Origin of the sequence: Flavobacterium potami, from assembly GCF_020026915.1 — a bacterium.
Taxonomy (GTDB): domain Bacteria; phylum Bacteroidota; class Bacteroidia; order Flavobacteriales; family Flavobacteriaceae; genus Flavobacterium; species Flavobacterium potami.
On the sequence record NZ_JAINUY010000001.1, the window covers coordinates 354,953 to 381,311 of the forward strand.

At 33.2% G+C, this 26,359-nt stretch carries 16 protein-coding genes, 1 tRNA gene and 1 pseudogene; 13 read left to right on the forward strand and 5 right to left on the reverse strand.

The genetic code is table 11. The features are described 5' to 3' along the window. Positions 1 to 72 precede the first annotated feature (72 nt). On the reverse strand, positions 73 to 696 hold the full coding sequence (locus K6T82_RS01610; protein WP_223704269.1) for an HD domain-containing protein: 624 nt from the start codon (positions 694 to 696) through the stop codon (positions 73 to 75). 282 nt (positions 697 to 978) lie between these two features. Here K6T82_RS01610 and K6T82_RS01615 point away from each other — a divergent pair. The 5 genes from K6T82_RS01615 (at position 979) to K6T82_RS01635 (ending at position 7,890) form a co-directional block, all read left to right on the forward strand. Then, positions 979 to 1,099: transfer RNA gene (locus K6T82_RS01615), tRNA-OTHER, on the forward strand. A gap of 253 nt (positions 1,100 to 1,352) precedes the next feature. Then, complete coding sequence (locus tag K6T82_RS01620; protein ID WP_223704270.1) at positions 1,353 to 3,593, forward strand: hypothetical protein; 2,241 nt, start codon at positions 1,353 to 1,355, stop codon at positions 3,591 to 3,593. A 224-nt stretch (positions 3,594 to 3,817) separates the two neighbouring features. After that, positions 3,818 to 5,239 carry an RtcB family protein gene (locus K6T82_RS01625; RefSeq protein WP_223704271.1) on the forward strand — a complete coding sequence of 474 codons (1,422 nt, stop codon included), beginning with the start codon at positions 3,818 to 3,820 and terminating at the stop codon, positions 5,237 to 5,239. Between the two features lie 320 nt (positions 5,240 to 5,559). After that, the gene (locus K6T82_RS01630; RefSeq protein WP_223704272.1) at positions 5,560 to 6,357 is read left to right on the forward strand and encodes a TatD family hydrolase; all 798 of its coding nucleotides are present in this window, start codon (positions 5,560 to 5,562) and stop codon (positions 6,355 to 6,357) included. 129 nt (positions 6,358 to 6,486) lie between these two features. Further along, entirely contained in the window at positions 6,487 to 7,890 is a 1,404-nt protein-coding gene (locus K6T82_RS01635; RefSeq protein WP_223704273.1) for a protein kinase domain-containing protein, read from the forward strand. A gap of 42 nt (positions 7,891 to 7,932) precedes the next feature. Here K6T82_RS01635 and K6T82_RS01640 read toward each other — a convergent pair whose 3' ends face one another. Beyond that, positions 7,933 to 9,711: a DUF6119 family protein gene (locus tag K6T82_RS01640; protein WP_223704274.1), complete on the reverse strand. Its 1,779-nt coding sequence runs from the start codon at positions 9,709 to 9,711 to the stop codon at positions 7,933 to 7,935. 493 nt (positions 9,712 to 10,204) lie between these two features. On the opposite strand from K6T82_RS01640, the gene K6T82_RS01645 reads away from it, so the two are divergent. The 7 genes and pseudogenes from K6T82_RS01645 (at position 10,205) to K6T82_RS01675 (ending at position 20,591) form a co-directional block, all read left to right on the forward strand. Next, positions 10,205 to 10,483 carry a hypothetical protein gene (locus K6T82_RS01645; RefSeq protein WP_223704275.1) on the forward strand — a complete coding sequence of 93 codons (279 nt, stop codon included), beginning with the start codon at positions 10,205 to 10,207 and terminating at the stop codon, positions 10,481 to 10,483. Positions 10,484 to 10,640: 157 nt separating this feature from the next. Beyond that, positions 10,641 to 11,075 (forward strand): hypothetical protein, encoded by a 435-nt coding sequence (locus K6T82_RS01650; RefSeq protein ID WP_223704276.1) that lies wholly within the window; start codon positions 10,641 to 10,643, stop codon positions 11,073 to 11,075. A 132-nt stretch (positions 11,076 to 11,207) separates the two neighbouring features. Beyond that, positions 11,208 to 15,671: pseudogene (locus K6T82_RS24790) on the forward strand (DUF5724 domain-containing protein); the annotation flags it as partial. A gap of 285 nt (positions 15,672 to 15,956) precedes the next feature. Then, positions 15,957 to 16,274 carry a DUF7737 domain-containing protein gene (locus tag K6T82_RS24795; RefSeq protein ID WP_476702579.1) on the forward strand — a complete coding sequence of 106 codons (318 nt, stop codon included), beginning with the start codon at positions 15,957 to 15,959 and terminating at the stop codon, positions 16,272 to 16,274. Between the two features lie 1,735 nt (positions 16,275 to 18,009). Then, complete coding sequence (locus K6T82_RS01665; RefSeq protein WP_223704277.1) at positions 18,010 to 19,107, forward strand: slipin family protein; 1,098 nt, start codon at positions 18,010 to 18,012, stop codon at positions 19,105 to 19,107. Between the two features lie 324 nt (positions 19,108 to 19,431). Next, positions 19,432 to 19,863: a hypothetical protein gene (locus K6T82_RS01670; RefSeq protein ID WP_223704278.1), complete on the forward strand. Its 432-nt coding sequence runs from the start codon at positions 19,432 to 19,434 to the stop codon at positions 19,861 to 19,863. 182 nt (positions 19,864 to 20,045) lie between these two features. Further along, positions 20,046 to 20,591 (forward strand): 3'-5' exonuclease, encoded by a 546-nt coding sequence (locus K6T82_RS01675; RefSeq protein ID WP_223704279.1) that lies wholly within the window; start codon positions 20,046 to 20,048, stop codon positions 20,589 to 20,591. 55 nt (positions 20,592 to 20,646) lie between these two features. On the opposite strand, the gene K6T82_RS01680 is transcribed toward K6T82_RS01675, so the two are convergent. The 3 genes from K6T82_RS01680 to K6T82_RS01690 form a co-directional block, all read right to left on the reverse strand. Beyond that, complete coding sequence (locus K6T82_RS01680; RefSeq protein ID WP_223704280.1) at positions 20,647 to 22,425, reverse strand: AMP-dependent synthetase/ligase; 1,779 nt, start codon at positions 22,423 to 22,425, stop codon at positions 20,647 to 20,649. Positions 22,426 to 22,581: 156 nt separating this feature from the next. Next, on the reverse strand, positions 22,582 to 23,031 hold the full coding sequence (locus tag K6T82_RS01685; protein ID WP_223704281.1) for a hypothetical protein: 450 nt from the start codon (positions 23,029 to 23,031) through the stop codon (positions 22,582 to 22,584). 144 nt (positions 23,032 to 23,175) lie between these two features. Further along, positions 23,176 to 25,587, reverse strand: a complete 2,412-nt coding sequence (locus K6T82_RS01690) for a TonB-dependent receptor (RefSeq protein WP_223704282.1) — start codon at positions 25,585 to 25,587, stop codon at positions 23,176 to 23,178. A gap of 241 nt (positions 25,588 to 25,828) precedes the next feature. On the opposite strand from K6T82_RS01690, the gene K6T82_RS01695 reads away from it, so the two are divergent. Next, complete coding sequence (locus K6T82_RS01695; RefSeq protein WP_223704283.1) at positions 25,829 to 26,110, forward strand: hypothetical protein; 282 nt, start codon at positions 25,829 to 25,831, stop codon at positions 26,108 to 26,110. The last annotated feature ends 249 nt before the right edge of the window (positions 26,111 to 26,359 follow it).

The window sequence follows — 26,359 nt, forward strand, 5'->3', positions numbered from 1 at the left end:
TGCTGAATCTGCCTAAATCATTTTTAATCTGCGTGAAACAAAAAAACTTTGCGTCTTAGCGACTTTGCGAGATTATTTTTTGCTTTCTAAATAACTTATCTCTTTTTCAATATTTTGTCTCGCTTTCTCTTCATACAAATTCCTAAATACATTCGTCTGGAAAATAAACTCATATTTCAGAAAATGTTTCAAAGCTTTTGCTCTTCCAGGTTTGTATAGAAAATCAGGGTAAATACGATATTCTTTTCTAATTTGTTCAAAATAGATTTTATACTCTTCCCAATCTTTGGCGAGAATCTTCAAATCAAAATCAATTAACCAATTAATATCTTCGTTTGTGTTGTGCGCGTGTTGTTGTGTGGCGCAGATCGCATCAAAAACTAATTGTTTATTTAAATGATGTTTTTCAGATAAAATCGACAAAGCAAACTCAGCACTTTTCAATTCATTGTCTTTTTTTGAAGCCGAATACACAAAGTCATGATAAAAAATAGAAAATAATATTTCGTTCGGATTATGAAGACGATCACGATAGATTTCAAAACTCGCAATCATTTCTTTTAAATGTGTCAGATTATGATAATGCCTTGATTTATTGGAATATGCTTTTTCTAAAATATTCCAGTTCTGCTGAATTTCATTATCTTCAAAACCAATATTAAGAAGTAAATCACCGTAGATTTTATTCAAATTCATTTTGTTTTTTACTCAAATTTAAAATTCTTTTTTTACTGCGCAAAATAATTGCGTAGTGGTTTTGAAATCTTTGTTCAAGAAATAAAACAACATAGTATTTCTTTAAAATGAAACAAAAATTTTACTACGCAGAATAATTGCGCACTAGTTTAGAAATCTTTGTTCAAGAAATAAAAAACAAACGTTCATAGAAATAAAAACATTGAAAAAAGCAGGTCAAGTTTAAGTTACTTCTAGAAACCTTTCAACGATTTATACTTATACCATTACCGCTTAATTCAGGAAGCAGTAGCTCAGTTGGATAGAGCATTGGAATATTAGTTTTGGAATTATCTTAAAGGTCAATTAAAACTTACTTCAATTAGGGATCCAAAGGTCGTGGGTTCGAATCCCATCTGCTTCACTATTAATGGTCAATTGAAACTTACTTCTAGAAAATCGGTTTTTTCTGGTTCGAGTCCAGCAAGTTTTAGAATTATCATTAGTAAAAAAAACGAGGGTCAAAATTAGCTTACTTCTCGGGGAAACCCACAAACTTCCAATTTGAATCAGCTAATTCATTACACTCCAATTTAAGGTCAAGTGCTTCTTACTTCAAACACTCTTTTAGGTAGAACTTAGAGGTACAATTATCTAAATTTTAAAAATTAAAAAAAATGAAAACAAAAGAATTATTAAAAATCAGTTTACGTCAAAATGCTATTTTCATTCCATCAGAAATGATTGCGAATGATAACCAAAATTTATCAGGAATAACATCGGTTTTTGCGGCCAATGTTTCAAAATTAGGATATACATTTTCTGAAACGTTACTGCACGCTTTAAATAATGTCAGCCCAAATTATAAAATCGAGGTTTTAGAAGTGCTGAGAGAAGTTTTAGGAACAGATAAAAACTGGACACCATTGGTAAAAGAATGTAATGTGCCAACAAATGAATCTGTTATCGATCATATTATCACATTTTTCGGAAATGTTTTCCAAACTAAAAACGGAACAGTTTTACAATGCGGACATACAATTCCAGATAACACTTTTCCATTAGAAAGATATAACAGTTGCCCGTTTTGCGGAACTCCGTTTGAATTTGGGAAACTGGAAAATATCGGCCAAGGAAGTAAATTAAAAGTCCTTGAATTATGGAATGAAAAAGATTTAGAGCACTTTTATATTTCGTTATTACAGTCAAAAACTGCTTTAGACGCTACTCAGGTAGATAGTTTAAAAATAGCGATGAAATATTTGGCTTTGCCTAAAACTGAAATTGCAATGAAGGAAACTTTAATGCTGGTGATTGATCTTCTGATTGAAAACGGTAATGAAGATCAGGCTTCGCAATTTTTGAAAACGCCAACAGATATCTTACGTTATTTATGGTATAAAAATACTGGAATGTTGCAGATTATCGAACCAAAAACGATTATTAAAAGAGTAGCTAAAAACAATCAGCATTTTCATTATTCTTTGGATACAAGTGCGCAGGCTAGAATTGCATCTAAAAAAGATTTGAAATTAAAATATTCTCGAAAAGAATGTTTAATGGTTGCCAATTGGTTGAATAACATGAATTTGGATGTAGAAGCCATGTGCGAAATCATGCATCCAAAAAGAGGAATGTGGGTTCGTTTTATCCGAGCGTTGCGTTTGGCGGAATACAGCAAAAGAAAAGGATTCGAGAAATTGAATTTTTTAATGGATGTATTCTACAACCAAGTGTACGATGTTTGGCAAAGCAAAGTGAATTCGTCAAGATTGAAATTTGATGCCGATAAAACATTCGGATTGTTGAAACAACGTCCAGGTTTGTTTGCTCGTTCGTTATTTTCGAATATGCTTTGGTTTGGAGCCGATGAAACAATCGCTCATTTCGAAGAAGTTATCGATAAAGTTCCAGCACGATTGGTGTTTACATTAAACATGTACGCACAAAATTACTTTGATGTAAACATGCAGAGAAGTGTGAAACCTTTGGGAGGAACAAACAAACGTGTAGGATCAAACCCATTGTTGAAATTGTATGAAGACTTTATGTTGACTGATATGAAAATGAAAGTTGAAGACTTGACTATTTTGGCGATGAAAAAACGATTTGCATCGGTTTCAAACTCAAATAAAACAATGTATATCGATCCGCAATTGTTTAATATGCCGGTTTCTATTGGAGATCGAAGCGATACTGTTCAGGATTTGCCAGTTGCTTTAATGGGAACACGTTTCCCTGTTGAAGGAAACGAAGTGCGATTGTTTATGCAATGGGGTAAAGATTTGCCAGCACAACATTTAGATATGGATTTAAGCTGTCATATTGCTTACGAAGACCGTTCAGATATTTGTTCTTTCAGCCGATTAACCACTACAGGTTGTCAGCATAGCGGTGATATCAGAAGTATTCCGAATAAAATTGGAACGGCTGAATACATCAATATCAATATCGACGAATTGGCGAAAGCCAAAGCAAAATTTGTAACTTTTACTTGTAATGCGTACAGCAACGGAAGTATTACGCCAAATTTGGTGGTAGGTTGGATGAACAGTAAATATCCGATGAAAATTTCGGAACGAACAGGTGTTGCGTACGATCCGTCGTGTGTAGATCATCAGGTTCGTGTGACGCAAAATGTTGCCAAAGGTTTGGTTTTTGGAGTGTTGGATGTAGCCAAAAGAGAAATCGTTTGGTTAGAGATGACTTTCGGAGGTCAAGTTGTGGGTGGTTTGGATTTCAAAGGAGTTCAGGCGCTATTGACAAAATTGAACAGCAAATTGAATATTGGTAATTTATTAAAACTAAAAGCGGAAGCACAAGGTTTAACGATTACCGAAAATGAAATCGCTGATGAAGTATATACAGCACAATGGGCGATGAACCCAGCAGTGGTGACGCAATTATTGATTTACTAAGTGACAGAGGTTCAAAGTAACAAAGTGACAAAGGTTATTTTCACGCAGATTTAAAAAGATTTCAGCAGATTAGCGCAGATTATTTATTAAAAAAAATCTTTTTAGATCTGCTTAAATCAGCCAAATCTGCGTGAAATAAAATCTACGCAAAATAACTGCGCAGTAGTAAAAGACCTTTGTCACTATGTTACTCTGGCACTTTGTCCCTTAAAAAAAAGAAAAAAATGAAAACACAAATAAACGGAACAGATATATTAGAATTAGGATTTCCTGAAGGAAAAATAATTGGGATTGCCTTAAAAATAAACAGCAAAAGAAACGGATTCACAAGAGAAGAAATGATCGAGAATTATAAAAACGTTCTCGAAGCTCCAGAAAATTATATAGACGATAAAGTGTTCAGCAAACTGGCTGTTGCTTTAATCGAAAAATCGAATGAAAAACCAGAAGATTTCATTGCTTTAAACCAAAATCCGAATGCATATTCGGCTTACGGATTGGATCATATCGAAGACGGTGCCAGAAAACAAATGGAGGTTGCTATGAAACTTCCTGTTACAGTCGCAGGTGCTTTAATGCCAGACGCGCATCAAGGTTACGGATTACCGATTGGTGGAGTTTTAGCGACTAAAAATGCGATTATTCCGTATGGAGTTGGAGTTGATATTGGTTGTAGAATGGCTTTGTCGGTTTACGATATTCCAGAAGATTTTTACTTTGAAAACGAAGCTAAATTCAAAAGAGAATTAATCGCGAATTCGATTTTTGGAGCAGGTCACGGATTTCACGGCCAATACAAATCAGATCACGCGGTTTTGGAGAACGAGACTTTCAATATGAATCCGTTTGTGAAGAACTTGAAAGATAAAGCTTGGTCGCAATTAGGATCTTCTGGTGGAGGGAACCATTTTGTGGAATTCGGAATTATGGAATTTTCTAAACACGATGCTGTTTTAAATATTCCAAAAGGAAAATATGTCGCTTTATTGACGCATTCTGGTTCACGTGGAATGGGTGCAACGATCGCTGGACATTATACCAAAATTGCCAAAGACGAATGTAAACTTCCAGAAGTGGCGAAAAACTTAGCTTATTTGGATATGAACTCACAATTAGGTCAGGAATATTGGTTGGCGATGAATTTGGCAGGAGATTACGCTTCGGCTTGTCACGAGATTATCCATAACAAAATGGAAAGAGCTTTAGGTGCCACAATTTTAGCCAAAGTCGAGAACCACCATAATTTTGCTTGGAAAGAAATCTGGAACGGCGAAGAAGTAATCGTGCATAGAAAAGGAGCAACTCCAGCCGGAAAAGACGTTATGGGAATCATTCCGGGAAGTATGACCGCGCCAGGATTTTTGGTGAGAGCAAAAGGCCAAGAAAATGCAATAAACTCCGCTTCGCATGGAGCAGGAAGACAAATGAGTAGAACTCAAGCCATAAAAAACATTACACAAACCGAGATGAAATCCATCTTGAGAGATCATGGCGTTACGCTTATCGGTGCCGGACTAGACGAAGCCCCAATGGCGTATAAAGATATCAATCAAGTCATGGAAGCGCAACAAGATTTAGTGGATGTTGTAGCCAAGTTTACACCGAAATTAGTGAGAATGGCAGATGATGGGAGCCGTGAGGATTGAGTTTAGTTTTCAGTCGCAGTCGCAGTTTTCAGTGTAGAGGCGCACTGCAGTGCGTCTAACGTAATGTATTCTCATTTTGTTTAAAAATATTTCACGCAGATTTGGCAGATCATAGCAGATTTAATTAGATTTTTTTTAAATAATCTGGGGGATCTGCTTAAATCTTTTTAAATCTGCGTGAAACAAAAAACTTTGCGACTCAGCGACTTTGCGAGATTTAAAAACGCCTTAGCGGCAAAAAACATAAAAAATAATTTAAGGTAATTGAGAGGAAAAAACTTAGAATCTTAGCCTCTCAGAACCTTAGCAACTTAAAAAAAATGACATACATAGACATAGGAATTAATTTGACAAACAAACAATTCCAAAACGACATAGACGATGTCGTACAAGACGCGCTCGATGCCGACGTATCGCAAATGATACTTACAGGCACGAGCGTACGAAATAGCGAAGAATCTGCAAAGATTGCGCGACAATATCCAGGCGTGTTGTATGCGACGGCAGGAATTCACCCGCATGATGCGAAGAGTTTTGATGCGCAGAGCATTTCGAAATTAAAGAATTTATTACAGCAGAAACATGTGGTTTCGGTTGGCGAATGCGGACTCGATTTTGATCGTGATTTTTCGCCCCGAAACAAACAGGAAGAATGTTATAGAGCCCAGTTAGAATTGGCGATTGAAGTTCAGAAACCTCTGTTTTTGCACGAAAGAAGCGCTTTTAGTTCTTTTATGAATATCACAAAAGACTATCTGCCGAAACTGCCAAAAGGCGTTGTGCATTGTTTTACAGGAAGTCTACAAGAAGCCAAAACCTATCTCGATAACGGATTTTATCTGGGTTTTACGGGAGCGATTTCAGATGCCAAACGTTTCAGTCATTTAAAAGAAGTCATTCAGTACGTACCGCTTGATCGAATGATGATTGAAACCGATGCACCGTTTATGCTTCCTAAAAACGTCCCGAACAGTCTTTTGAAGAAATACCACGAACGACGATGCGAACCCTCTTTTCTGCCTTATGTAGCGGGAACAATCGCACAGTTTAAAGGAATTGCTTTGGATAAAGTTGCGGAGGAAACGACGGGGAATGCTAAGAGCTTTTTTGGGATTTAGATTTGTGTATTAAAAAAAATAATTAAATTATTTATTTTATTTCAGAATTCGCAATATTTATTATATAGGAAAATAACTATTTTAGCTAGGTGAAATGTAAATTATTATATTAAGTATTATTCAATTAATATGGATGCAGACTGGACAGAAAAAAAGATAATTGGTCAAGGAGGCAATGGTAATGTTTATAGAATAAGAAAAAGCGACGGAAATTTTTATGCGGTTAAATTTTTGACTAATGTAAAAGCTGATAAAGCCTATTCTAGGTTCAAAGATGAAATTGAAGTTTTAAAAAGACTTGCTGATACAAAAGGTGTTATAAAAATATTAGAATACAACTTACCTGAAAGAATAACAAGAAAAGATAAGCCTTATTATGTAATGCCTTTAGGCACTCGTCTTGATGAATATTTAAAGTATAAAACACATACACAGTTTTATAGTATATTAATAAAATTAGCAAAGACATTAGCTTTATTACACGAGTTAGATATTACACATCGAGATATAAAGCCTGAGAACATTTTAGTTATAGAAGATGAACCGGTTTTTTCTGATTTTGGTTTAGCTCATTTTCCTAAAAAAGAAAAAGTTTCTGATTTAAAGGAAAAAATTGGGCCAAAATGGACGATAGCACCAGAAATGAAACGAATTTCTTCAAGTGCTCAATTTAAGAAAGCAGATATATATTCTTTTGCAAAAACACTTTGGATTTTAATTACAAAACAAAATTCAGGCTTTGAAGGACAATACATCGCAAAAAGTTCAATTTCGATTGATAATTATGTCAAATTGAAAATAAATGACCCTTATCATGTAATTGGAGAATGGGAATATCAGTCAATTGTTTTGTTAGAAAGTCTTCTAATTGATTCTACTAATAATGATCCACATCAAAGACCAGATGCAATTGATTTTTTAGAAAGGCTTGAGAGATGGTATAACACAAGTGCTATATTTCATAAAAGGAATGTTTATGAGTGGGAGCATTGTCTAGCACGCATTTTTCCTATGTCAATTCCTGAAAACTGCTCTTGGAGTAAGATCAATGAAATTTACAAGATATTACAACTTTTATCTAAAGAATATGACAACTTAAATTATACTTTTTTTCCCGAACATGGGGGAAATGATTTTGTTCAAATCGATTTAGCAATTGAAAATAAGACTTTATTAATTAATGATTACATTATATTAAATCCCAAGCGTTTAGTTTTTGAATCGATGGGGAATTTGGACTTTAGTTATTTTATGTTAGAACTTAATGACGTCCTGCCAATTTGTAAAAATGAACGGAATAATATTTGTGAAACAATTTACATGAAAAAAAATGGTAAATATTCAATAACGGAAAAATCATCATATAAAAAAATTACTAGATATTTGAGTGGTAGTTTTGTTATAACAAGGAAAACATCAATATTAAATCAAATCAGAGGAGATTATGATGGACATTTTGGAATTCATTCAAAAAAAGCAAAAGATGATTATAAGAAACTTGTAATGAAATTTGTAGAAGTGTTTGAAAATTAATTTTTTATAATTAAATATTTATTAATAAAAATTTTAAAGGAATTAACCAACAGAAGCTATATCGAAAATTTTTAAAGGATACATATTTGTGTTCATTTCTCTAACGCATTGTATTACTGAATATTTAGCAATATTTGATTTTAAACGAGTAATATTGTTTCTTATATCAATATTAGAAGGTAACATTGATTTAAACGCCATAACAAAAAAAATTTCTTTATTATTTATTGAGTTAATAAGATTTTCTCTTACAATTAAATTTCCAGCGTTAATTTGTTGAGAGTTATATGCGTTTATTATGCCATCTAAAAATTCGTATGTGCCAGAATTCTTATCATTAGTAAATCTTGTCGCTGATAACACAATTTGATTTGAAAGATCTCTTAACATACCATCAAAACCATTTTTAATGTGTATGAAATAAATAGAATCTTGATCTTCATACACTAAATCGCATAATTCAATATTTTGACTTATTACTTTGTCAAAAACTCTGAATCCATTTGAGCCAAAATATTGCATATTGTAATAACCTTCAGAAATACCATTTTGCCAAACATTGGTTAAAATATTATCTCTTAAATAATTTTTATTTATCATATCCTGACATGTGCTATTAATAGAAGTTATAAAATCATTTTTAACTTTATAATAATTACTATCGATTAAAAAAATGGGATGCCCATTTATATTTAGTTCACAAGTAATATGTTGTGTAAACATTGCATGTGTCTTTTGGCTGTTACCTTTAAAACCATATACCCTTATTCCAGATAATATATAGTTAAAAGTTAGTGGGTTAAAATCTTTAAAAAGAAATTTTAAACCTTCTAAATATAGTTTAGATCTATCGTTGCCACTGAAAAATGGTTTTTGAGTTCCTCTAGCAAACATTTCGTATCTATCACATTCATAAAAGTCTTGTAATTTTGATGGATGAACAAAATCAAGATCAAGTTTGGGTGGTCTAGTTGCACTAGAAGGAGTTAAACGATCAAACATGTCAAGTCTTACACGGTGATATAATTCAATTCTATAATCGTAGTCGATTATGTTTCTATCTTTTACAAGGGTAAAAGATGTCAAAGAAGTGGTTATTCCTGTTGACAAAACTTGAGACATAATTTTAAAAATATTATGTATTTCCTCAAAACTTACTCTTATTTTGATGCAAAAATATGATGAGATTTCCAAATATATGCGATCTGTTTGAAAATCTATAAAATCGAATACGGTATTCATAAGATCTTCACGTAATAGTAAATTTATTTTTGTTGGAATACTTGTGAAGTTTAGACTATCGCCTAACTTTTGTCCATCTCTAAAAGTGGCACTTTCTTGACTTAATTTCCCTGAAATACCTCTTGTTGTTATAAAGTTTATTACATCTTCTTGTATGTCTGCTAAATATTCGTAGAATTCTAGACCGTATCGATAATTAAGAAATCGAGAGATTACTTTTATGCCACTTCCTCCTACGAAAGCAAATATTTGATCGTCAACTTCAGCAAATAAAGCCAAAGACAATTGTTGAATTGTGAATGTTTCATTCTCCGTTATTCCAGTTGGTAGAAATGAAGCCCAATGTGATTCTTTTTCATTTTCGTTGTAAACATAAGTGTAATAATTTACAGAATCAATTGATTGGACTGGAATTAAAATTCCAATTGATGCAATGTCACCTATGTTATTTCTATGTGTATCTACAATATGCTGAATTATTTCAACTGTTGTATTTAAAGTATGAAATTCATAAAAGGTTTTGTCAATTTGAAAAATTTTAATTTCATATTTTGCATCTGAATCGAAAAAAACATTCATAGATAATTTGTAATATTATGAGTAATTAACTCTTGTTATCTCAATCTAATTTTATCTTACAATTGTAAGAATAAATATTAACTAGTGACCGAGTACTATTACTGTATTTTGTAAAATGGAAGGTTTAATGAAGGGTCCGAATTTTCTAAATGATTTTTTGCAAAGATAAAAGGTAGTAGTTATATACTTTTTTAAATAGTCAAATGATGTTATTAAAAATCTCTCTCAGTTAATAATCTCTATATTTGTTTTCTGTTATAGATAAAGCAGTAGTTTTTTAAATAAAGTAAGTTATTTCTTTCTTTTTAAAATAAAAGAATATCTTTGTAATGTCAAAATACAATACAAGGAGAAATCCGAAACTTAGTAAATAAGTTAACATAAACGAGCCCTCATTCACGTTGCTGGAGCTAGTGATAGCCCTAATTCCACTCCTTGTAGTGTTTTGACACAACCGAAGATGAGGGCTTCGTGCGTTTAAATATTTTCGAAAATGTCAAAAGAAAATCAAAAACCAACACATCGAGATGTAGTACCATCCGTACTTAATTTCCTTTCAGACGAAATGTTTGATGGAGATTACAAAGAACAGCCCATGTATTTGCAGGAAATCTTCGAGCTCCTCATGCATACAGAATTTGGCGACGATCAATATTTAAGGCAAAAAATGCTAAGCTGTTTACGAACAAGCAGAAATCTGGCAGAAACTTTAGCTCCGTTTTCAGACAAGCAAATTCATAAGGCTTGCGCCAGTTTAAAAATAAACCAATAAAAACCCAAACCCTGCCAATACCAATTGGCAGGGTATTTTTTTGCAATCAAATTGTACTTTTAATTCATTAGATTTTTTAACACTTTAAAGACATTCTTTTAAGAAAAAATTGCTGTAAAATTCCTATTTTACAGCTTCAAAATAAAAGCCCGTAAAGATGAATATAAGCATCTCAGTTAAACAATTAGGAAAAAAGCATCCTTTGCTTCAGGAAAAGAATATCGCTTTAGCGCTCGAAAATCCTGTCATTACTACACAAAAACTCATCGAATCAATTGTCGATCATCAGGTACAATTGTTTCGTTCTGCCTCATTTGAGTTTGAAGACGAAGACAAAATCCATCTTCCAAAAGAACATTATTTACCCATTTTAACCGATACCGGAAAAGTAGGTTTCGGCGCGCTGTACAATCACAATGAAGTCGATTTGGCCAAAGCGCAGGAAAATGCCATTCAAGCTTTTGAAGACGGAATGTACGCTGTTTTCTACGGAGACGATCAGCTGGAAACCCTAACTGAACAAATCGATTTATCTCAAAATAAAAACCTCATTTTTATCAGGCTGACCTTTTTGGCGGGAAGCTACTGGTAAATTGTTAATTGACAATTGATAATTAATAATTGATAATTAATAATTGACAATTGAAATTTCGAAAATCAATTGCAATATCAATGTCAATGTCAATTCAAATCTAAAATCTGCAATCTAAAATCTAAAATAATCATGACGATAGAAGATCTTTTAAAAAGTAAAGTAATTGAAAATCCAATTAAGAGATTTAAAAAAGAACTGGAAGAAATAGTAAACAGCAATCTGGTTACGAAATTATTTTCAGGATCAAAACTGAAAAAAGAAGTGGCGGAGTTTGGTCTGGAACTCTTGAAACTTCAGGACAATTATTACAGCAATTATATTTCGCTAGGTTCTACAGAAGCCGAAAAGTTTGCGACTTTGGTAAAAGAAAATATCTGGGACGATAAAAATTACTACGATTTATTGCTTTTCTTTTTTGGTGAAGAAAACGCTTCGTACGTAAAAGAAGCTTGGAACAGATTGCCTCAAAAAATGTATCAGAATGGTTATACGCGAAGAGCTTTTAGAGCGCCAAATCATCAGAAATATTTGTTGGTCAATCAGATCAATTTTCTGCGTTCTTTGCTAAACGGACCTTACAAATATAATTATCAGGACAGCAGTACTTTTTACTATAATTTGAGTATTGAAGATGAAGTTCGTTACGATACCGAGATTTCAAATTCGATGAATAAATTCATGGTTTGGTCTTCGGCATTGGATGCTGGAAAAGCAGGACTTTATCAATTGTTTGAAGACATTATTTTCAATAAAGACACACACGGAAAAGTTTCCAGAAATATCATCAAAGCGCTTTTAAACAGCGAAAAACAAGAAAACTGGGAATTGGTAGAAAAACTACTTTTAGCTGCACAACGTCAGGAAGGTTTGCGCCAAACGATTCTAGAAGCTTTAGACGAAACGAGTATCGGTGCTTTGCAATACATGATAAAAGTTTTGATTGATAATAAACTGACTCGTTTTTCATCAGTCGTAAGAGCGATCGATACGTGGACAGGTTTAGGCTGGGATTCTGAAAAAGAAACGACAGTTCGTAATATTATTGAGTTGGCTTCGGGTTATTTTTCAAAACCAGAAACGATTCCGACTGGCGTTAAAAGTAAAAACAACAACGAAGTCTACATGGCACTTTGGGTTCAAGGTGTTTTGGATGTTGAGAAAACAGTTCCGTATCTACATGAATTATTAGAAAACGGTTCGGCTGAAAAGAAATCTTTGGCGTTGAAATTTGCTGGAGAAACCAACGATCCGTATATCGAAATGCCACTTTATTTTAAAGCTTTAGAAGATGAAAATCTACAAGTTTTAGCATTTGCTGTTCCAAGAATGAATGCTTTGTTGGAAGCGAATGCAAAATCGAAATTCTATATCGAAAATACAGATTATCCAAACTTCTTTGATAAAGTTTACAATCTGGCACAAAGCATTACCGAGAAAGAAAAAACTTTTGAAGGAAAAGTATTTTCATGGCTGAATGTAAAGTTCGAAAGAGATACACTTTATGCCGCAGCTATTAATTTAGTTGGCGATAACAACGAGAGATTAGAAGCCGTTTTACAACACTTTGAAGGTTTCTCGATCAACTTAAGAGAGAAACTGACTAGAAATTTATTGGGCAATTTTTACAGCTATTCGTACTACAACAATCAAAACAATCAACCCAAAACAGAACCGACTGAATTTCAAAGAAATTTTGCCTTACGTATTATAAAAGACAGGGGAGAATCTCTTGTGGCTTCGGCGGTTAATGTTTTAAAAGATTTGAGTTTAACGGAAGACGAATTGGCGATTTTTAAGGAATTGTTTAAACGTAAAAATTCTAATTTAAAGAAAAATCTAACCGCAATTCTAATCAAACAAGAAGATCAAAAAGTAATCAATTTTGTGGATCAGACTGTAGAAAAAGGCGATTTAGAACAGCGAATGTCGATGTTGGATGTTATGTTACAGCTTCAGAAAAACAATAAACTGACAGATAAGGTTAATGATTGGGTAAAAGACTATCTGAAAAGACCAAAAATTACCGAGAAAGAAACCAAGTTTATTGAGCAATTAGAACCTTCAAAAAAACAAGATCTTTTAAGCGCCGAAAACGGTTACGGATTTTTTACGCCAAACGAAATTTCAGCTTACGAACTGCCAAAACCAAAAGCAGATTCTTTGTACACAAAAGCGGTAAAAGAACACCAATACGGTTTCTCCAAATCGATGTCGCATATTAAAAGTGAAATTGCGAAGCTTTATAAATTATATGAAGAAAACAGAAACTATGAATACGAAATCGAAAACTACGATAATAGCAAATCGACTGTTTTATTGGGGAATACTTTTAGAACATTAAAAAATCTAAAAGATGATAAAGCTTCAGAATTAGCAAAAACAAATTATCCGTTGTACGAAATTTGGGAAGAATGGTTTACAAAATCGGGTCTTGCTAATAGAGATTTATTTTTGATGACAATGATTAGCAATTGCGATCGAAAAGTCTGGAGAGATTTTCTGGAAAAACATGTTTTTTATTATAAAGAATTACTGCCACATCAAAACAAAAGAGGTTACGATTGGGATAATGCTATTCTGAATATTTTGAATGCTTTACAAGTAAAATATGCCTTTGAAGAAAAAGCCGATTTCTTGATTGATGCTTGTGCTACTTTGTATGCCGATCTTCCAGAATCTGTAAAAGAGTTTGAATATGTGCCTGGTAAAAATGAATATTATTACAACAATAACAACGGAAACGGTTGGCAAAGTCAAGGTTTCTTCGATATTTATTTGAATAAAATTGGTTTACTTGATTTAACAGAAGAGCAAAATGCTAAGGTTTGGAATCTGTACAGATGGAGACAATTAAACGGTTTAGAGAAAAACAGACCTTTTGCCAAACCGCCTATTCACTTGTATTGCGTGGCTTTCGAACAAAAATTAATTACCGAAGGCGAATTGTACGAAGGTATTTTAGAAAGCGAAAGAATTTCTGTTTTAACCAGCGAAACCAAACATTATAGACATTTTGGAAGCGAAGATTTAATTAAGAAGTTTCCGTTCCTAGTTCCGATGATTGATAAAATTAGAGAAACATTTTTGGATGTTGAGGTTAAGCGTGGAGATTCGAATACAACGGTAACGCATTTGGTGCAGAGTTTCCAAAAGATTTTTGGCGCCAACCGTTTGGTCGAATTAATCACAGCACTTGGAAAAGCAAGTTTGTACAAAGGTTATATTTATTCATGGAGTTATACCGATTTAACGAAACAGAAATTATTCAGTTTCTTATTGAAAAGATGTTATCCGTTAGCGACAGATACGCAAGAAAGTTTTAATGCCTTAATTAAAAAAGCCAAAATCTCTGAAGAAAGATTGATTCAGACTGCGATTTATGCACCACAGTGGCAAAAGTTTATCAGTAGTTATTTAGATTGGAACGGGTTGGATGAAGGAATCTGGTGGTTCCACGCGCATACGAAAACAGCGTCTTACAGTGCGACAAATTCAGAATAAGAAAGTGAAGCAGCAAGATTTTCGACTTTAGATTTACAAGATTTTAAAGATGGAGCTGTCGATAAAGATTGGTTTACATCGGCTTACAAAAAATTAGGAAAAGCAAAATGGGAACTTTTATACGAATCTGCGAAATACGTAACAGACGGAAACGGTCACAGACGTGCCAGATTATACGCGGATACGATTACGGGAGATTTGAAAATTAGAGAAGTTACGGCCAAAGTAAAAGACAAACGCGATCAAGATTACTTAAGAGTTTACGGATTGGTTCCGTTAAGTAAAGCAAGTCCGGAAAAAGATATTTTGGCGCGTTACGAATATTTACAGCAGTTTAAAAAAGAAAGTAAAGAATTCGGCTCGATGAAACAGGCAAGCGAAGCTTTGGCGATTCGTGTGGCTTTAGAAAACTTGGCAAGAAACGCAGGTTATCCAGATCCAGTTCGTTTGACTTGGGCAATGGAAACGAAGCAAGTTCAGAATATTTTATCAAAAGAAACAGAAGTTGTTTTAGACGATGTTACAGTCAGCTTAGTCATTAATAAAGAAGGAAAAGCCGATTTGGTTACGTACAAAGCAGGAAAAGAATTAAAATCGGTTCCGCCGAAATACAAAAAAGACAAAGGCATTCTAGAATTAACGAATTATAGAAAAACCATGCGCGAACAATGGACACGTTCAAGAAAAGGTTTGGAAGAAAGTATGATTCGCGGCGATGAGTTTTTATTCGCAGAAATGCAAAACCTTTTTGAACATCCTATTATTTCGAAACATCTGGAGAAATTAGTTTTTATTTCGAATGACAATCAGATTGGTTTTTATGTCGATGGAAGTTTAGTAACTGGTTTAGGCGAAATGATTTCGTTAAACGAAAAACAAACTTTCAGAATCGCACACTGTTTCGATTTGCATAAAAATAACGTTTGGGTCGATTATCAGAAATATTGTTTTGATAACAAATTACAACAGCCATTTAAACAAGTTTTCAGAGAATTGTATGCGCCAACACCAGACGAATTGAAAGAGAAATCTATTTCAAGACGTTATGCAGGGCATCAAGTACAGCCGAATCAAACGTTGGCTTTACTGAAAACAAGAGGCTGGAAAGTAGATTACGAAGAAGGATTACAGAAAGTTTTCCATAAAGAAGGGTATCAGGTGAAAATGTATGCCATGGCCGATTGGTTTTCGCCAGCAGATGTTGAGGCGCCGACTTTAGAAACGATCGAATTCCATTCTTTAAAAGATTATAAAAACATCGCTTTTGAAGATATTAATCCGAGGATTTTCTCAGAAGTTATGCGCGATATTGATTTGGTGGTAAGTGTTGCCCATGTTGGTGGCGTAGATCCAGAAGCGAGTCATTCTTCTATCGAAATGAGAGGCGTTTTATTGAGAGAAACATTGCGATTGTTTAAAGTCAAAAATGTTGAAATCAAAGAAAACCATGCGATCATAAAAGGAAAACTTGCTGATTACAGCGTGCATTTAGGAAGCGCGGTTGTACATCAGCTTCCTGGTAAATATTTATCGGTTCTGCCAATTCATTCGCAACACAGAGGACGTTTGTTCCTTCCATTTGCAGATGAAGATCCGAAATCGGCTGAGGTAATGTCTAAAGTTTTATTGTTTGCTAAAGATGATGAAATTCAGGATCCGACTATTTTGAGCCAGATTGATAAGACTTATGCATAATATTACGTTTCCCACGGTTGAAACCGTGGGCAATGTTTTAAAAATGGTATGGAAAAAAATAAAAATCCGTTTAATTCTGCGTTCCATTCGCCAATCTATTTGAAATTTTCAAAATGATATTTTTTAACATTTTGAATTCAAAATGTTAAATTAAGAAATAAAATATTTACATTTGCTCAGTAATTAAAAAACAGAAAAATACATATGACACTTTCAATGGCAAAATATTTTGACCACTTAGCAGGATCACTTCCGGCTGAAGTATCAGGATGCAATATGTATTTTATGAAATTAGAATGTAAAATTTAGAGTCCAACTCATCATAAAATAGAAAAGCGTCCTCAAAGTAGGGCGCTTTTTTTGTTTAAGATACTTTGATTTAGATTAAAAAGCACTTCGACTTCGCTCAGTGTGACAAGAAAAATGATAGAATATTAAACCATAACTAAAAAAAATCAAAAAAATAATTGACAAAATGTTTAATGATTAATCAAAATAGCGAAATATAATCTTGGAAAGTAATCTAATGAGTAACAGTCATTTGATAAAAAGAGAAATCTGCACCAGTATGCGGACAGGAATTTCTTTGCTTTTATTCTGGGTTTAAGTTATTGATAATCAGTAAAATAATATTGGTATTAATTTGGAAATATGATTTTTTCGACATTATCTTTGCCAAACAAAATCGAAACAAAAAGTTTCAAACAACAATGATTTTAAAAAATAATAAAATATATAAAATGGATTTTCATATTAACATACCTAGCGCAAAAGGGCTATTAGCGAGTTCATCTCGTGAAGGGATAAACATGTCGGTGCATCAATATACGCAATAAGATAATTATATCTATTTGTTATGAAGCACCTTTAATCGGGTGCTTTTTTTATGTCTTTTTATTAGCCGCGAAGACGAAGGCACAAAGAATTTTACTAAAAGATTAAAAAGAAAAACTTTGCGACTTTGTGCCTTTGCGGCAGAAAATAAAACTACGCAAAATAATTGCGCAGTATCATTTGAATCTTTGTTCAAGAAACAAAAAACGTTCTTATAAAAAATGAAATGACATCAAAGGAAACTTTGATTTACAATATCAAACAAGCCTTGTTGGGTGTTTCTACATAGCACCATTGTAGGAGACTTTTCGCGAAAGCGTATGATGTTTTTCTATCCAGCTTGGTTTGGAGGTTTTGATGGTTTTCCAAAAAATTATCCGCACTCTATGTGTCATGGGTTCGATTCCCATTCGCAGTAATGCGATAGCTCAGTCAGGTTAGAGCAATAGAAATTTGCAGGTTCGAATCCTGCATCAACTTATGGTTGATTGGACGAATTGGTAAGTCAACAGACTGAAAATCTGTATTTCCAGAGACCATCACTCTTAAAAAGATGACCATTAGAAAAAAACTGATTTGTCTTTGTCAGTGAAGTTAGAATTCTAGAATTCAAAATTTCACACTCTGATAAAGCCAGTGCAAATAGAATTGTATTTTGAAAAGTTTGTTTTCTTTTTGATTTGATTGTTAAGAGAATTTGGGGATTCTCTCAATAAAATAGAATCAGAAACAATTCAGACAAACCAATAACAAACTATTTGTCCGTTTTTCTTGGAGGAGAAAGACAATGAGGTTTTTTATTTAGAAGATTTATAGAAGAAAGAAAATAGAAAATAGAATAAAAATAACAAAGGTTTACGGATTTCAAAACTTGAAACTTTAAACTTGAAACAAAAATATTATGATAAAAAGAATTAAAATCGAAACATACCAAGTAGGCTTGGTGTTCGAAAATAGAAAATTAGTTAAAGTAATTGAAGAAGGATTACACTGGATTTTTGGAGATAAAAATGTGATGATTTTCGATCTTAACGGATCTTTTCAGGCTCCTTTTGAGTTGGATATTTTATTGCAAAATGAAGTATTATCTTCTCTTTTGGAAGTTGTTGAAGTTGCCGATAACGAAATTGTATTGCAATTCGTGAAAGGAAATTTCAAAGAGATTTTAACGCCAGGAAAGTATGCTTTTTGGAAAGGAGTTGTAAAAAACGAATTCATTAAAGCAGATTTGTCTAAGATTGAAATCACAGAAAACATTCCAGTTAACTTATTAGAAAACGCGAAGATGAGATTCTTTACAAGAAAATTCATTGTGGCAAGTAATGATAAAGCATTGTTATTTGTAAATGGCACTTTCGTGAAAGAATTGAAATCTGGAACACATTATTTCTGGAATAACGCGATTACAATCGAAGTAAAAACAATCGATATGAGACAACAACAATTGGAGATTTCTGGACAAGAGTTGTTGACTAAAGATAAAGCGGGATTAAGAATCAACTTTTTTGTGAGATACCAAGTGGTTGATATTATGAAAGCTTTGGTTGATAACAAAGATTTTGAAAAACAATTGTACGTCGCAATGCAATTGGCTCTGAGAGCTTTTGTTGGCGGATTGACTTTGGACGAATTATTGTCTAAGAAAGAGGCTATTGCTGAGGCTATTTTAGAAGAAGCAAAAACTAAAATCAAAGATTTAGGTTTAACAATTTCTGATGCTGGAATAAGAGATGTAATTCTTCCAGGAGATATGAAAGAAATCATGAATCAGGTTTTGGTTGCCGAGAAAAAAGCACAAGCCAACAGTATTATGAGAAGAGAAGAAACTGCTGCAACAAGAAGTTTGCTTAACACTGCAAAGTTGATGGAAGAAAACGAAATGTTGTGGAAGTTGAAAGAGATGGAATACGTGGAGAAAATCGCAGATAAAATTGGTGAAATCACCATTTCTGGCGGTGGAAACGTAATCGGTCAATTAAAAGAAATCTTCGTAAAATAAAAAAGAAACGGTTAACAGTTAATGTTGATCGTTTTAGTTTAACAATAAAAATTTAAGGATGAATCAAGAAAGAATATTTGCGTCGGACCAAGATTATGGTCAAACAGATATAGTTGAGTTAAGTGAGTTTCCGTTCGCCTCGTCGAAGGAAATGAATCTGAAACTCATTAACCAATGGAATGATAAAGGTAAGATTAAGGGAATTTATAGATAGCTCCGGAGAGATTTCTCCAGCAAAGTAGTGGTGTTTAAAACTTCGCGGCTATTGGGTTTCCTGAGATCTACTTTTTCTGAGGTTCCCAAGAATTGCAAAAAATAAATACCATGAACAACAATACACTAAAACAATATAAAAAAGCGATTCAAGCTAAATATGAGATAGAAAAAAAAGGAAAATACTTCGATTATTTGTACAAGCCTTCTCGTGGAAAACTACGTGATTTGTGCTGGTTGATTTTCGAAAATAATCCAACTCAGGATGACTTGAACGTTTTTAAAAATCTATTAGGTTTAGATTTCGATCATACTAAAAAGAATAAGTTTAAGGAAAAGAAGGATAAATTCCGACCTATCGAAACATTCTTTAAAGGAGAAACAGATCCAGCTAATATTGATGCTATAAATATGGCAGCTATTTTTGTTGATTTTGAGCCACGTCCTTTCAAAAAGTTTTATGAAATGTCTAAAACTGAAAAGCCTAAAAAAAAGCCTAAGAAAAGAAGTTTCTTTAGAGAAATCAAAAGCATGTTCTTCTAGACATTTTGCCACAAAGACGCTAAGACACAAAGTTTTTAGCCATAGATTACAGATAAAGGATTACTCAAAAATCTGCTCAAATCTGCTGAATCTGTGTGAAATTAATCTCAGCGTTCCTTTGCGAAAATCTTTGCGACCCTTGTGGTTAAAAGATTAACACAAGTATTTAAAAATTAGAAAAAATGAAAACTACAGATAAAATTATTATTATCGATTTAGAAGCCACATGTTGGCAAGGCGCTGTCCCGCAAGGTCAGCAAAATGAAATTATTGAAATCGGTTTGGCTGTCTTAGATACAGAAACTGGTTCAATTTCGAAAAACAAAGGAATTTTGGTCAAACCGCAACGCTCTAGCGTAAGTTTGTTTTGTACTGAACTGACAACAATTACTCAAGATTTACTTGATGAAAACGGAGTTAGTTTTGAAGAAGCCATTAATCAACTGATTGATGAGTATCATCCAGATTTATACACTTGGGCGAGTTACGGTCAGTACGATTTGAATATGATTAAAAAACAATGTAAATCGTTTGGCATTTCTTATCCGATGGGAGAGGAGCATATTAACGTAAAAGAATATTTCGCCGAAAAATTTGGTTTAGTAAAACCGACCGGAATGAATGGTGCATTACATATGTTGAATATTCCATTAGAAGGAACACATCATCGCGGAATTGACGATGCCAAAAACATCGCTAAGATTTTGCACTGGTGTCTGCAAAACTAAAAAAGGCTGTCTCGTAAAAGACAGCCTTTCTTTTTGGTTATATTATTTTGATTTATTAATTGTTCCCGTAGATTTTAGCGTAAAGATCTTTATAGATTTCTTTAATGATTTTACGTTTCAATTTCAATGTTGGAGTAAGCTGTCCGCCATCAATAGACCAAACATCTGGAGTTAATTCAAAGCGTTTTACTTGTTCCCAGTGTCCGAATTTTTTGTTGATGCTTTCTACTTCTTCATCGATGCGTTTAATAACATCCGGATTTGAAGCAATTTCAGCTGTAGAATCTCCCAAAGTAATTTTATGGATTTTTGCCCATTCTTTCACAAAATCAAAATTCGGCTGAATAAAAGCAGCTGGCATTTTTTCGCCTTCGCCAATAACCATGATCTGCTCGATAAAACGAGATTGTTTCATCGCATTTTCAATCATTTGTGGAGCGATATATTTTCCTCCCGAAGTTTTGAACATTTCTTTTTTACGATCGGTAATTTTTAAGAAACCTTCGCTGTCAATTTCTCCGATATCTCCCGTGTGGAAATATCCGTCAATAATAGCTTCAGCAGTTTTTTCTGGATCTTTGTAATAACCCAACATCACATTTGGTCCTTTCAATAGAATTTCCCCATCTTGAGCAATTTTAACTTCAAGGTTACGAATTGGTTTTCCTACAGTTCCAATCTTGAAACCTTTGTTTCTTTGATCGTTAACTGCAATTACTGGAGATGTTTCAGATAAACCATAACCTTCCATAACCGGAATTTCCGCAGCAGCAAAAACTCTTGTTAATCGTGGTTGTAAAGCGGCGCTTCCAGAAACCATTAAATCTAAATTTCCGCCCAAACCTTCTTTCCATTTACTGAAAATCAATTTGCGGGCAATTTTTAATTGGAATTCATACCAGAATCCGTTTGCTCCGTAAGGTTCGTATTTTAAACCTAAATCAATAGCCCAGAAAAACAGTTTTTTCTTAATTCCGGTTAATTCTGCACCTTTTGCATATATCTTATCGTAAACTTTTTCTAGAAGTCTTGGTACAGCCGTAATTACAGTTGGTTTAACTTCTTTTAAGTTATCACTGATTTTTTCAATAGATTCACCAAAATAAACGGAAACACCATAATATTGATAGATGTACAAAATCATTCTTTCAAAAATATGGCAGATTGGCAAGAAACTTAAAGCCGTACTTTTTCCTGGATCAAACGGAATTCTCGGTGCACTGTCTAGAACATTTGATACAATATTTTTATGCGAAAGCATTACTCCTTTAGGTTTTCCAGTAGTTCCAGAAGTATAAATGATGGTTGCTAAATCGTCTGTTTGAATGCTGTCTTTTCTAGCTTCAACTTCACTTTGATTGCTTTCGTCTGCACCCAAAGTCAAAAGTTCTGACCAATGTTTGCAGCCTGGAATTTCATTAAAAGAATAAACCTCTTTTAAAGTTGGTACATTGGCTTTAATAGCATTTACTTTTTGTAAAACTTCTTCATCAGAAACAAAACAGTAAATACTACCGCTGTGGTTTAAAATATATTCGTAATCTTCTTCTGCAATCGTTGGATAAATCGGTACGTTTTGCGCACCTGTCTGCAAAATACCAATATCCATGATATTCCACTCCGTTCTATTGTTTGAAGTTATTAATGCAATTTTATCATCTTTCTGTACGCCCATGCGCAATAATGCTCTCGAAACAGCATTTGCTTTTGCAATATATTCCTGGCTAGATGTTTTTTCCCAGGCTCCATTTTTTTTGGTTGCTAGAGCGACTGGAAGGTTGTAAGTTTCTTGTTGATAGTAGGGAAAATCAAAAAGGCGTGTGATTGGAACCATGTCTAATATATTGAATTTTACTGCAAATTAAATAAAATTTGGGAATGATTTTTAATTTTATAAAATTAAATGGCAAATTTTATGGGTACTATTAAAATTCAACGAAAACGTTTTCTTTTTAATAGCAAATTTTACAAAAAATCGAGAAAAATTTATTTACTGTAAGGTTTTTTTCATGTCATTATAATCTTCGTACTCTTTCATACGTTCTCCCATAATAAACATTTTCTTTTTATTGAAGTGAATAGAAAACTGAGTATAATTCCATTCGTCTTCATTTTTATCTCTGTACCAAAAAGTGTAAGAGGCACTATTGAAACCTTCTTTAAAAGTAGGAATACCTTCTTCAGAACATTCGATACCCCAGACAATATTTTTCTTTGTCAGATCTTCAAATTGAAAAACTCCGCTTCCGTCTGCATTTAGTTGTACAATTGGTTCTTTTTTACCTTCAGATGTAAAAGTGCCAATTACAGGATATCCAATTGTTGTGGTAATATAATGATCGTGAATTTTATAAGTAATTTGATCGACTTTAATTTGGGAATGGGAATGGGAAGCAGTTAAAAATAAACTGCTTAAAAAAAGTAATTTTAAAAATTTCATTCTATGTAGGTTTAATGTTTTTGGGACTGAAAAATCTAATCTCCGATTTTTGGTTCGGCGAATATAAATTAAATTTTCAATAGAATTGAACCTTAAAAATACAAGAATGAAATTTTTATTTTTTACTCTTTTTTGGTAAGTTTTTTACTCTGTTGAAAACTGATTTTCGAGTAATTTTTCTTTAAAATCAGATTTAAAGGTGTAAGCAAAAGTAACCATCAAAGCGCGCGTGTCAGATTTTGAAGTTCTGTTGCTTCTAAATAAAAAAGTGTTGTTTTTGTAACCACTTTCTAAGGTGTTAAACATATCGGTAACAACAATTCCGAGACGGGCATTGCCGCTTCCTAGTTTCTGCTGAAAGCCTAAATCTACGTTATAAATCGGAATTCTTTTTCCTTGCGGAGTGGCAACAGAAGAATTATAATTTCCAATAACTTGAAGTTTTCCACCTTTCCACGGATTAAAATTATTGATCATTTTTCCGTACCAGCTAAAAGCACTGTTTACAACATCTTCTGTTTGTGACAAATTATCTGCTTTGATATTTTGTTGAAAAGCAGTCAAGCTAATATTGGCATCATAAAATGAAAATGGCTTAAAAGTGAAAAGCGTTTCCAATCCGTAAGTAACCATATTTCCAATATTTTGAGGCTGTAATAAAACAGCTCCATTATCCTGAAGAATTGAATATTGCCTGATGGTATTATTGGCATTTCTATAGAAAGCATTTCCCGAAAGTGAAGATTTCTCCCATTCTTTATTATAACTCAATTCTACAATATGAATAATTTCAGGTTTCAAATAAGGATTTCCACCATGCGGATTCAAAGCGTCTGTAATATCCACAAACGGATTCAAATCATCTAAATCGGGACGATTGATACGTTTGCTGTAACCGAATTTTACAGATTCATCAGCTTGTAGATTCAATTGTATTGACGCGGAAGGGAAAAGTTTTATATAATGATTTGAAAAATTATCACTTCCATTTTCCGTTTTTCCATTATTTGAAACTTGTTCTGCACGAAGTCCCAAATTGTATTTCCATTTTTCATTGTCTTTTGAACCTGAATACGAATTTAAAAGTGCGTAAAAAGCATTTATTTGTTCATTAAAGTCAAAAATATTGCTCGTTAACGGGTTGACTACATAATCGCCGTTAATCTTGTCGGCGCTTTGAAAATCAGAATTGAAAAATCGGAAAGTTCCTTTATATCCTGTTTCAATAACTGATTTTTCTGAAATTGGAAATGCATAATTAAGAATGGCATTCGAAATGTTTTCCTTCGAATAATTGTGCGTTCGCTGTAAAAACGGATCTCCAATTACTACCTCGTTTTCATCATAATTATTAGTATCAATATCGGTATTTTCTCTGCCGAAATTATAAGAAGTAGTAATACTGGCGTTTAAACTTTTTCGATCATCAGAGAATTTTCGATCATAATTGAAAGCCATTTCGGCTGCTTTAGCTTTTTGTATTTCTGAAGAAAAACGTTGATTTCCAGAGAAAAACAGATTTGAATTATTGAAAATATTGGTTTTTAAAGTTTCTTCATTGTCTTTGTTTTCAAGATTTCCAAGTGCCTCAAAAGAAAATGTATTTCTTTCATTGGGAGAAAAATCAAGATTGAATTTTAGATTCTGTAATGCTTCGGTTCTCTGATCGCTTCGATTCTGATCAATAAAATGTTCGTCGTCAATAAAATAATTCGTACGATCGCCTTTTATGCTTTTGGTTCTTCCTGCAAAACGATTGTCATAAGCAAGACCAATATTCCATTTGTCATTTTTATAATTTAAAAGAGCCGAGCTGCTTAATCTGCCTTTTGCTCCAAAACCAGCTCCAAGAACTGCCGCACCATTTATTCCGTTCTGATTATTCTTTTTGAGTTTAATATTTATGATGCCACTTTCTGCATTTGCATCATATTTTGCGGTCGGACTCGTAATGATTTCAATGCTTTCAATACTACTCGCCGGAATCTGATTCATATCGGTAATGGCGGAATTTTTACCATTAATTAAAATTAAAGGCGTTTTTCCTCTTAGCGAAATGGCATCGTCAGCATCAACAGAAACTGTTGGGATATTTTTAAGCATATCAATCGCTGTTCCGCCAGATTGAGAAATATTAGAAACTGCATTAAAAACAAAACCTTCAGCAGTTTTCTGAATTTGCTTTTTCTCCGATTTTACTACGACAGTATTTAAAAGATTTGCATCTTCTTGTAAAACAATTGTTTGAAGTGAAATAGGAGAGCCCGTAAAATTTATTTTTTGATTATAAGTTTTAAAACCAATCAACCTGAATTTTAAAATATATTCAGATGGAGCTATATTTTCCAAAATGAATTTTCCAGCCGAATCTGTAACGGTATAAGCTGCTGTTTTAGTGGTATCATTTATAGGTTTTAAAACCACGTCAACAAATTCAAGTGGTGTTTTTCCGTCGGAAATTGTTCCGTTTATAGAATTGTTCTTTTGACTAAAAGTATATTGGCAAATAGCAAATAAGATAATTGCGGTGACTAAATTTTGTTTCCATTTTTTCATAAAGCAAAGTTATTTATCCAATGAAGAAAGGAACAATAAAGCGCCTTAAGATACTATTAAATTAAACTTAGGGCAGATTAAGTCAATTAAGAAAATAAAATGTTGCGAATAAAAAAGGTGTTTTTCCCCTTTAAAAACAGGAAATTTCATTACTAGTTTAAAAAACATGATTTCTATTTTTATCTCGTCATAATGCGGAAGCCGAAAAGCACATGAGTAGGCGTTTTTAAATTGAAAAAATATGGAAACTGCTTTTTTCTTAGCGATGGGCTGGTGTGGTACGAAATATCCTGGCTGGTGGAAAAAATTCTTCAAAAATCCACCAATTCCAGAACCTGAACCGTGGTGGATTATCGCTACAATTGGACTCGGATTAATTGCGGGTTTAGCTGGTGGGACAATTTTTAGCATTGCTATTCGAAACAGTCCATTTTTTGCGGGTCAGGCTGCAATTGCTTCCGGATTGTTTGCTTTTGGTACTGCAAATATTGTAACCGGAATTGCCACTTCTTTTAGAAACTGAAAATAAAGAATGTCTCGAGAATGTGGGGATAGGATCGGGATATTTCCTGTCACCAATTGTGCAAATTTTTGCGAACTGATTTGTGTGATTGGTGACAAATAAAAACGCCCGATAATTCGGGCGTTTATTAAAGTGTTTAACCTTTTAGATATTAAGTCGATTAAGAGTTTAAACTTAATTTTCTAAAGTAATTATGGTATAAAAATCACATTAAGAGACAAAGACTTAATTAACTTAATATCTTAATGG

Coding starts and splice junctions, on each gene's coding strand:
- K6T82_RS01665 (WP_223704277.1), top strand. CDS start 18,010: ATGATAAAAAGAATTAAAATCGAAACATACCAAGTAGGCTTGGTGTTC.
- K6T82_RS01610 (WP_223704269.1), bottom strand. CDS start 696: ATGAATTTGAATAAAATCTACGGTGATTTACTTCTTAATATTGGTTTT.
- K6T82_RS01695 (WP_223704283.1), top strand. CDS start 25,829: ATGGAAACTGCTTTTTTCTTAGCGATGGGCTGGTGTGGTACGAAATAT.
- K6T82_RS01635 (WP_223704273.1), top strand. CDS start 6,487: ATGGATGCAGACTGGACAGAAAAAAAGATAATTGGTCAAGGAGGCAAT.
- K6T82_RS01630 (WP_223704272.1), top strand. CDS start 5,560: ATGACATACATAGACATAGGAATTAATTTGACAAACAAACAATTCCAA.
- K6T82_RS01685 (WP_223704281.1), bottom strand. CDS start 23,031: ATGAAATTTTTAAAATTACTTTTTTTAAGCAGTTTATTTTTAACTGCT.
- K6T82_RS01680 (WP_223704280.1), bottom strand. CDS start 22,425: ATGGTTCCAATCACACGCCTTTTTGATTTTCCCTACTATCAACAAGAA.
- K6T82_RS01645 (WP_223704275.1), top strand. CDS start 10,205: ATGTCAAAAGAAAATCAAAAACCAACACATCGAGATGTAGTACCATCC.
- K6T82_RS01650 (WP_223704276.1), top strand. CDS start 10,641: ATGAATATAAGCATCTCAGTTAAACAATTAGGAAAAAAGCATCCTTTG.
- K6T82_RS01640 (WP_223704274.1), bottom strand. CDS start 9,711: ATGAATGTTTTTTTCGATTCAGATGCAAAATATGAAATTAAAATTTTT.
- K6T82_RS01620 (WP_223704270.1), top strand. CDS start 1,353: ATGAAAACAAAAGAATTATTAAAAATCAGTTTACGTCAAAATGCTATT.
- K6T82_RS24795 (WP_476702579.1), top strand. CDS start 15,957: ATGAGAGGCGTTTTATTGAGAGAAACATTGCGATTGTTTAAAGTCAAA.
- K6T82_RS01690 (WP_223704282.1), bottom strand. CDS start 25,587: ATGAAAAAATGGAAACAAAATTTAGTCACCGCAATTATCTTATTTGCT.
- K6T82_RS01625 (WP_223704271.1), top strand. CDS start 3,818: ATGAAAACACAAATAAACGGAACAGATATATTAGAATTAGGATTTCCT.
- K6T82_RS01675 (WP_223704279.1), top strand. CDS start 20,046: ATGAAAACTACAGATAAAATTATTATTATCGATTTAGAAGCCACATGT.
- K6T82_RS01670 (WP_223704278.1), top strand. CDS start 19,432: ATGAACAACAATACACTAAAACAATATAAAAAAGCGATTCAAGCTAAA.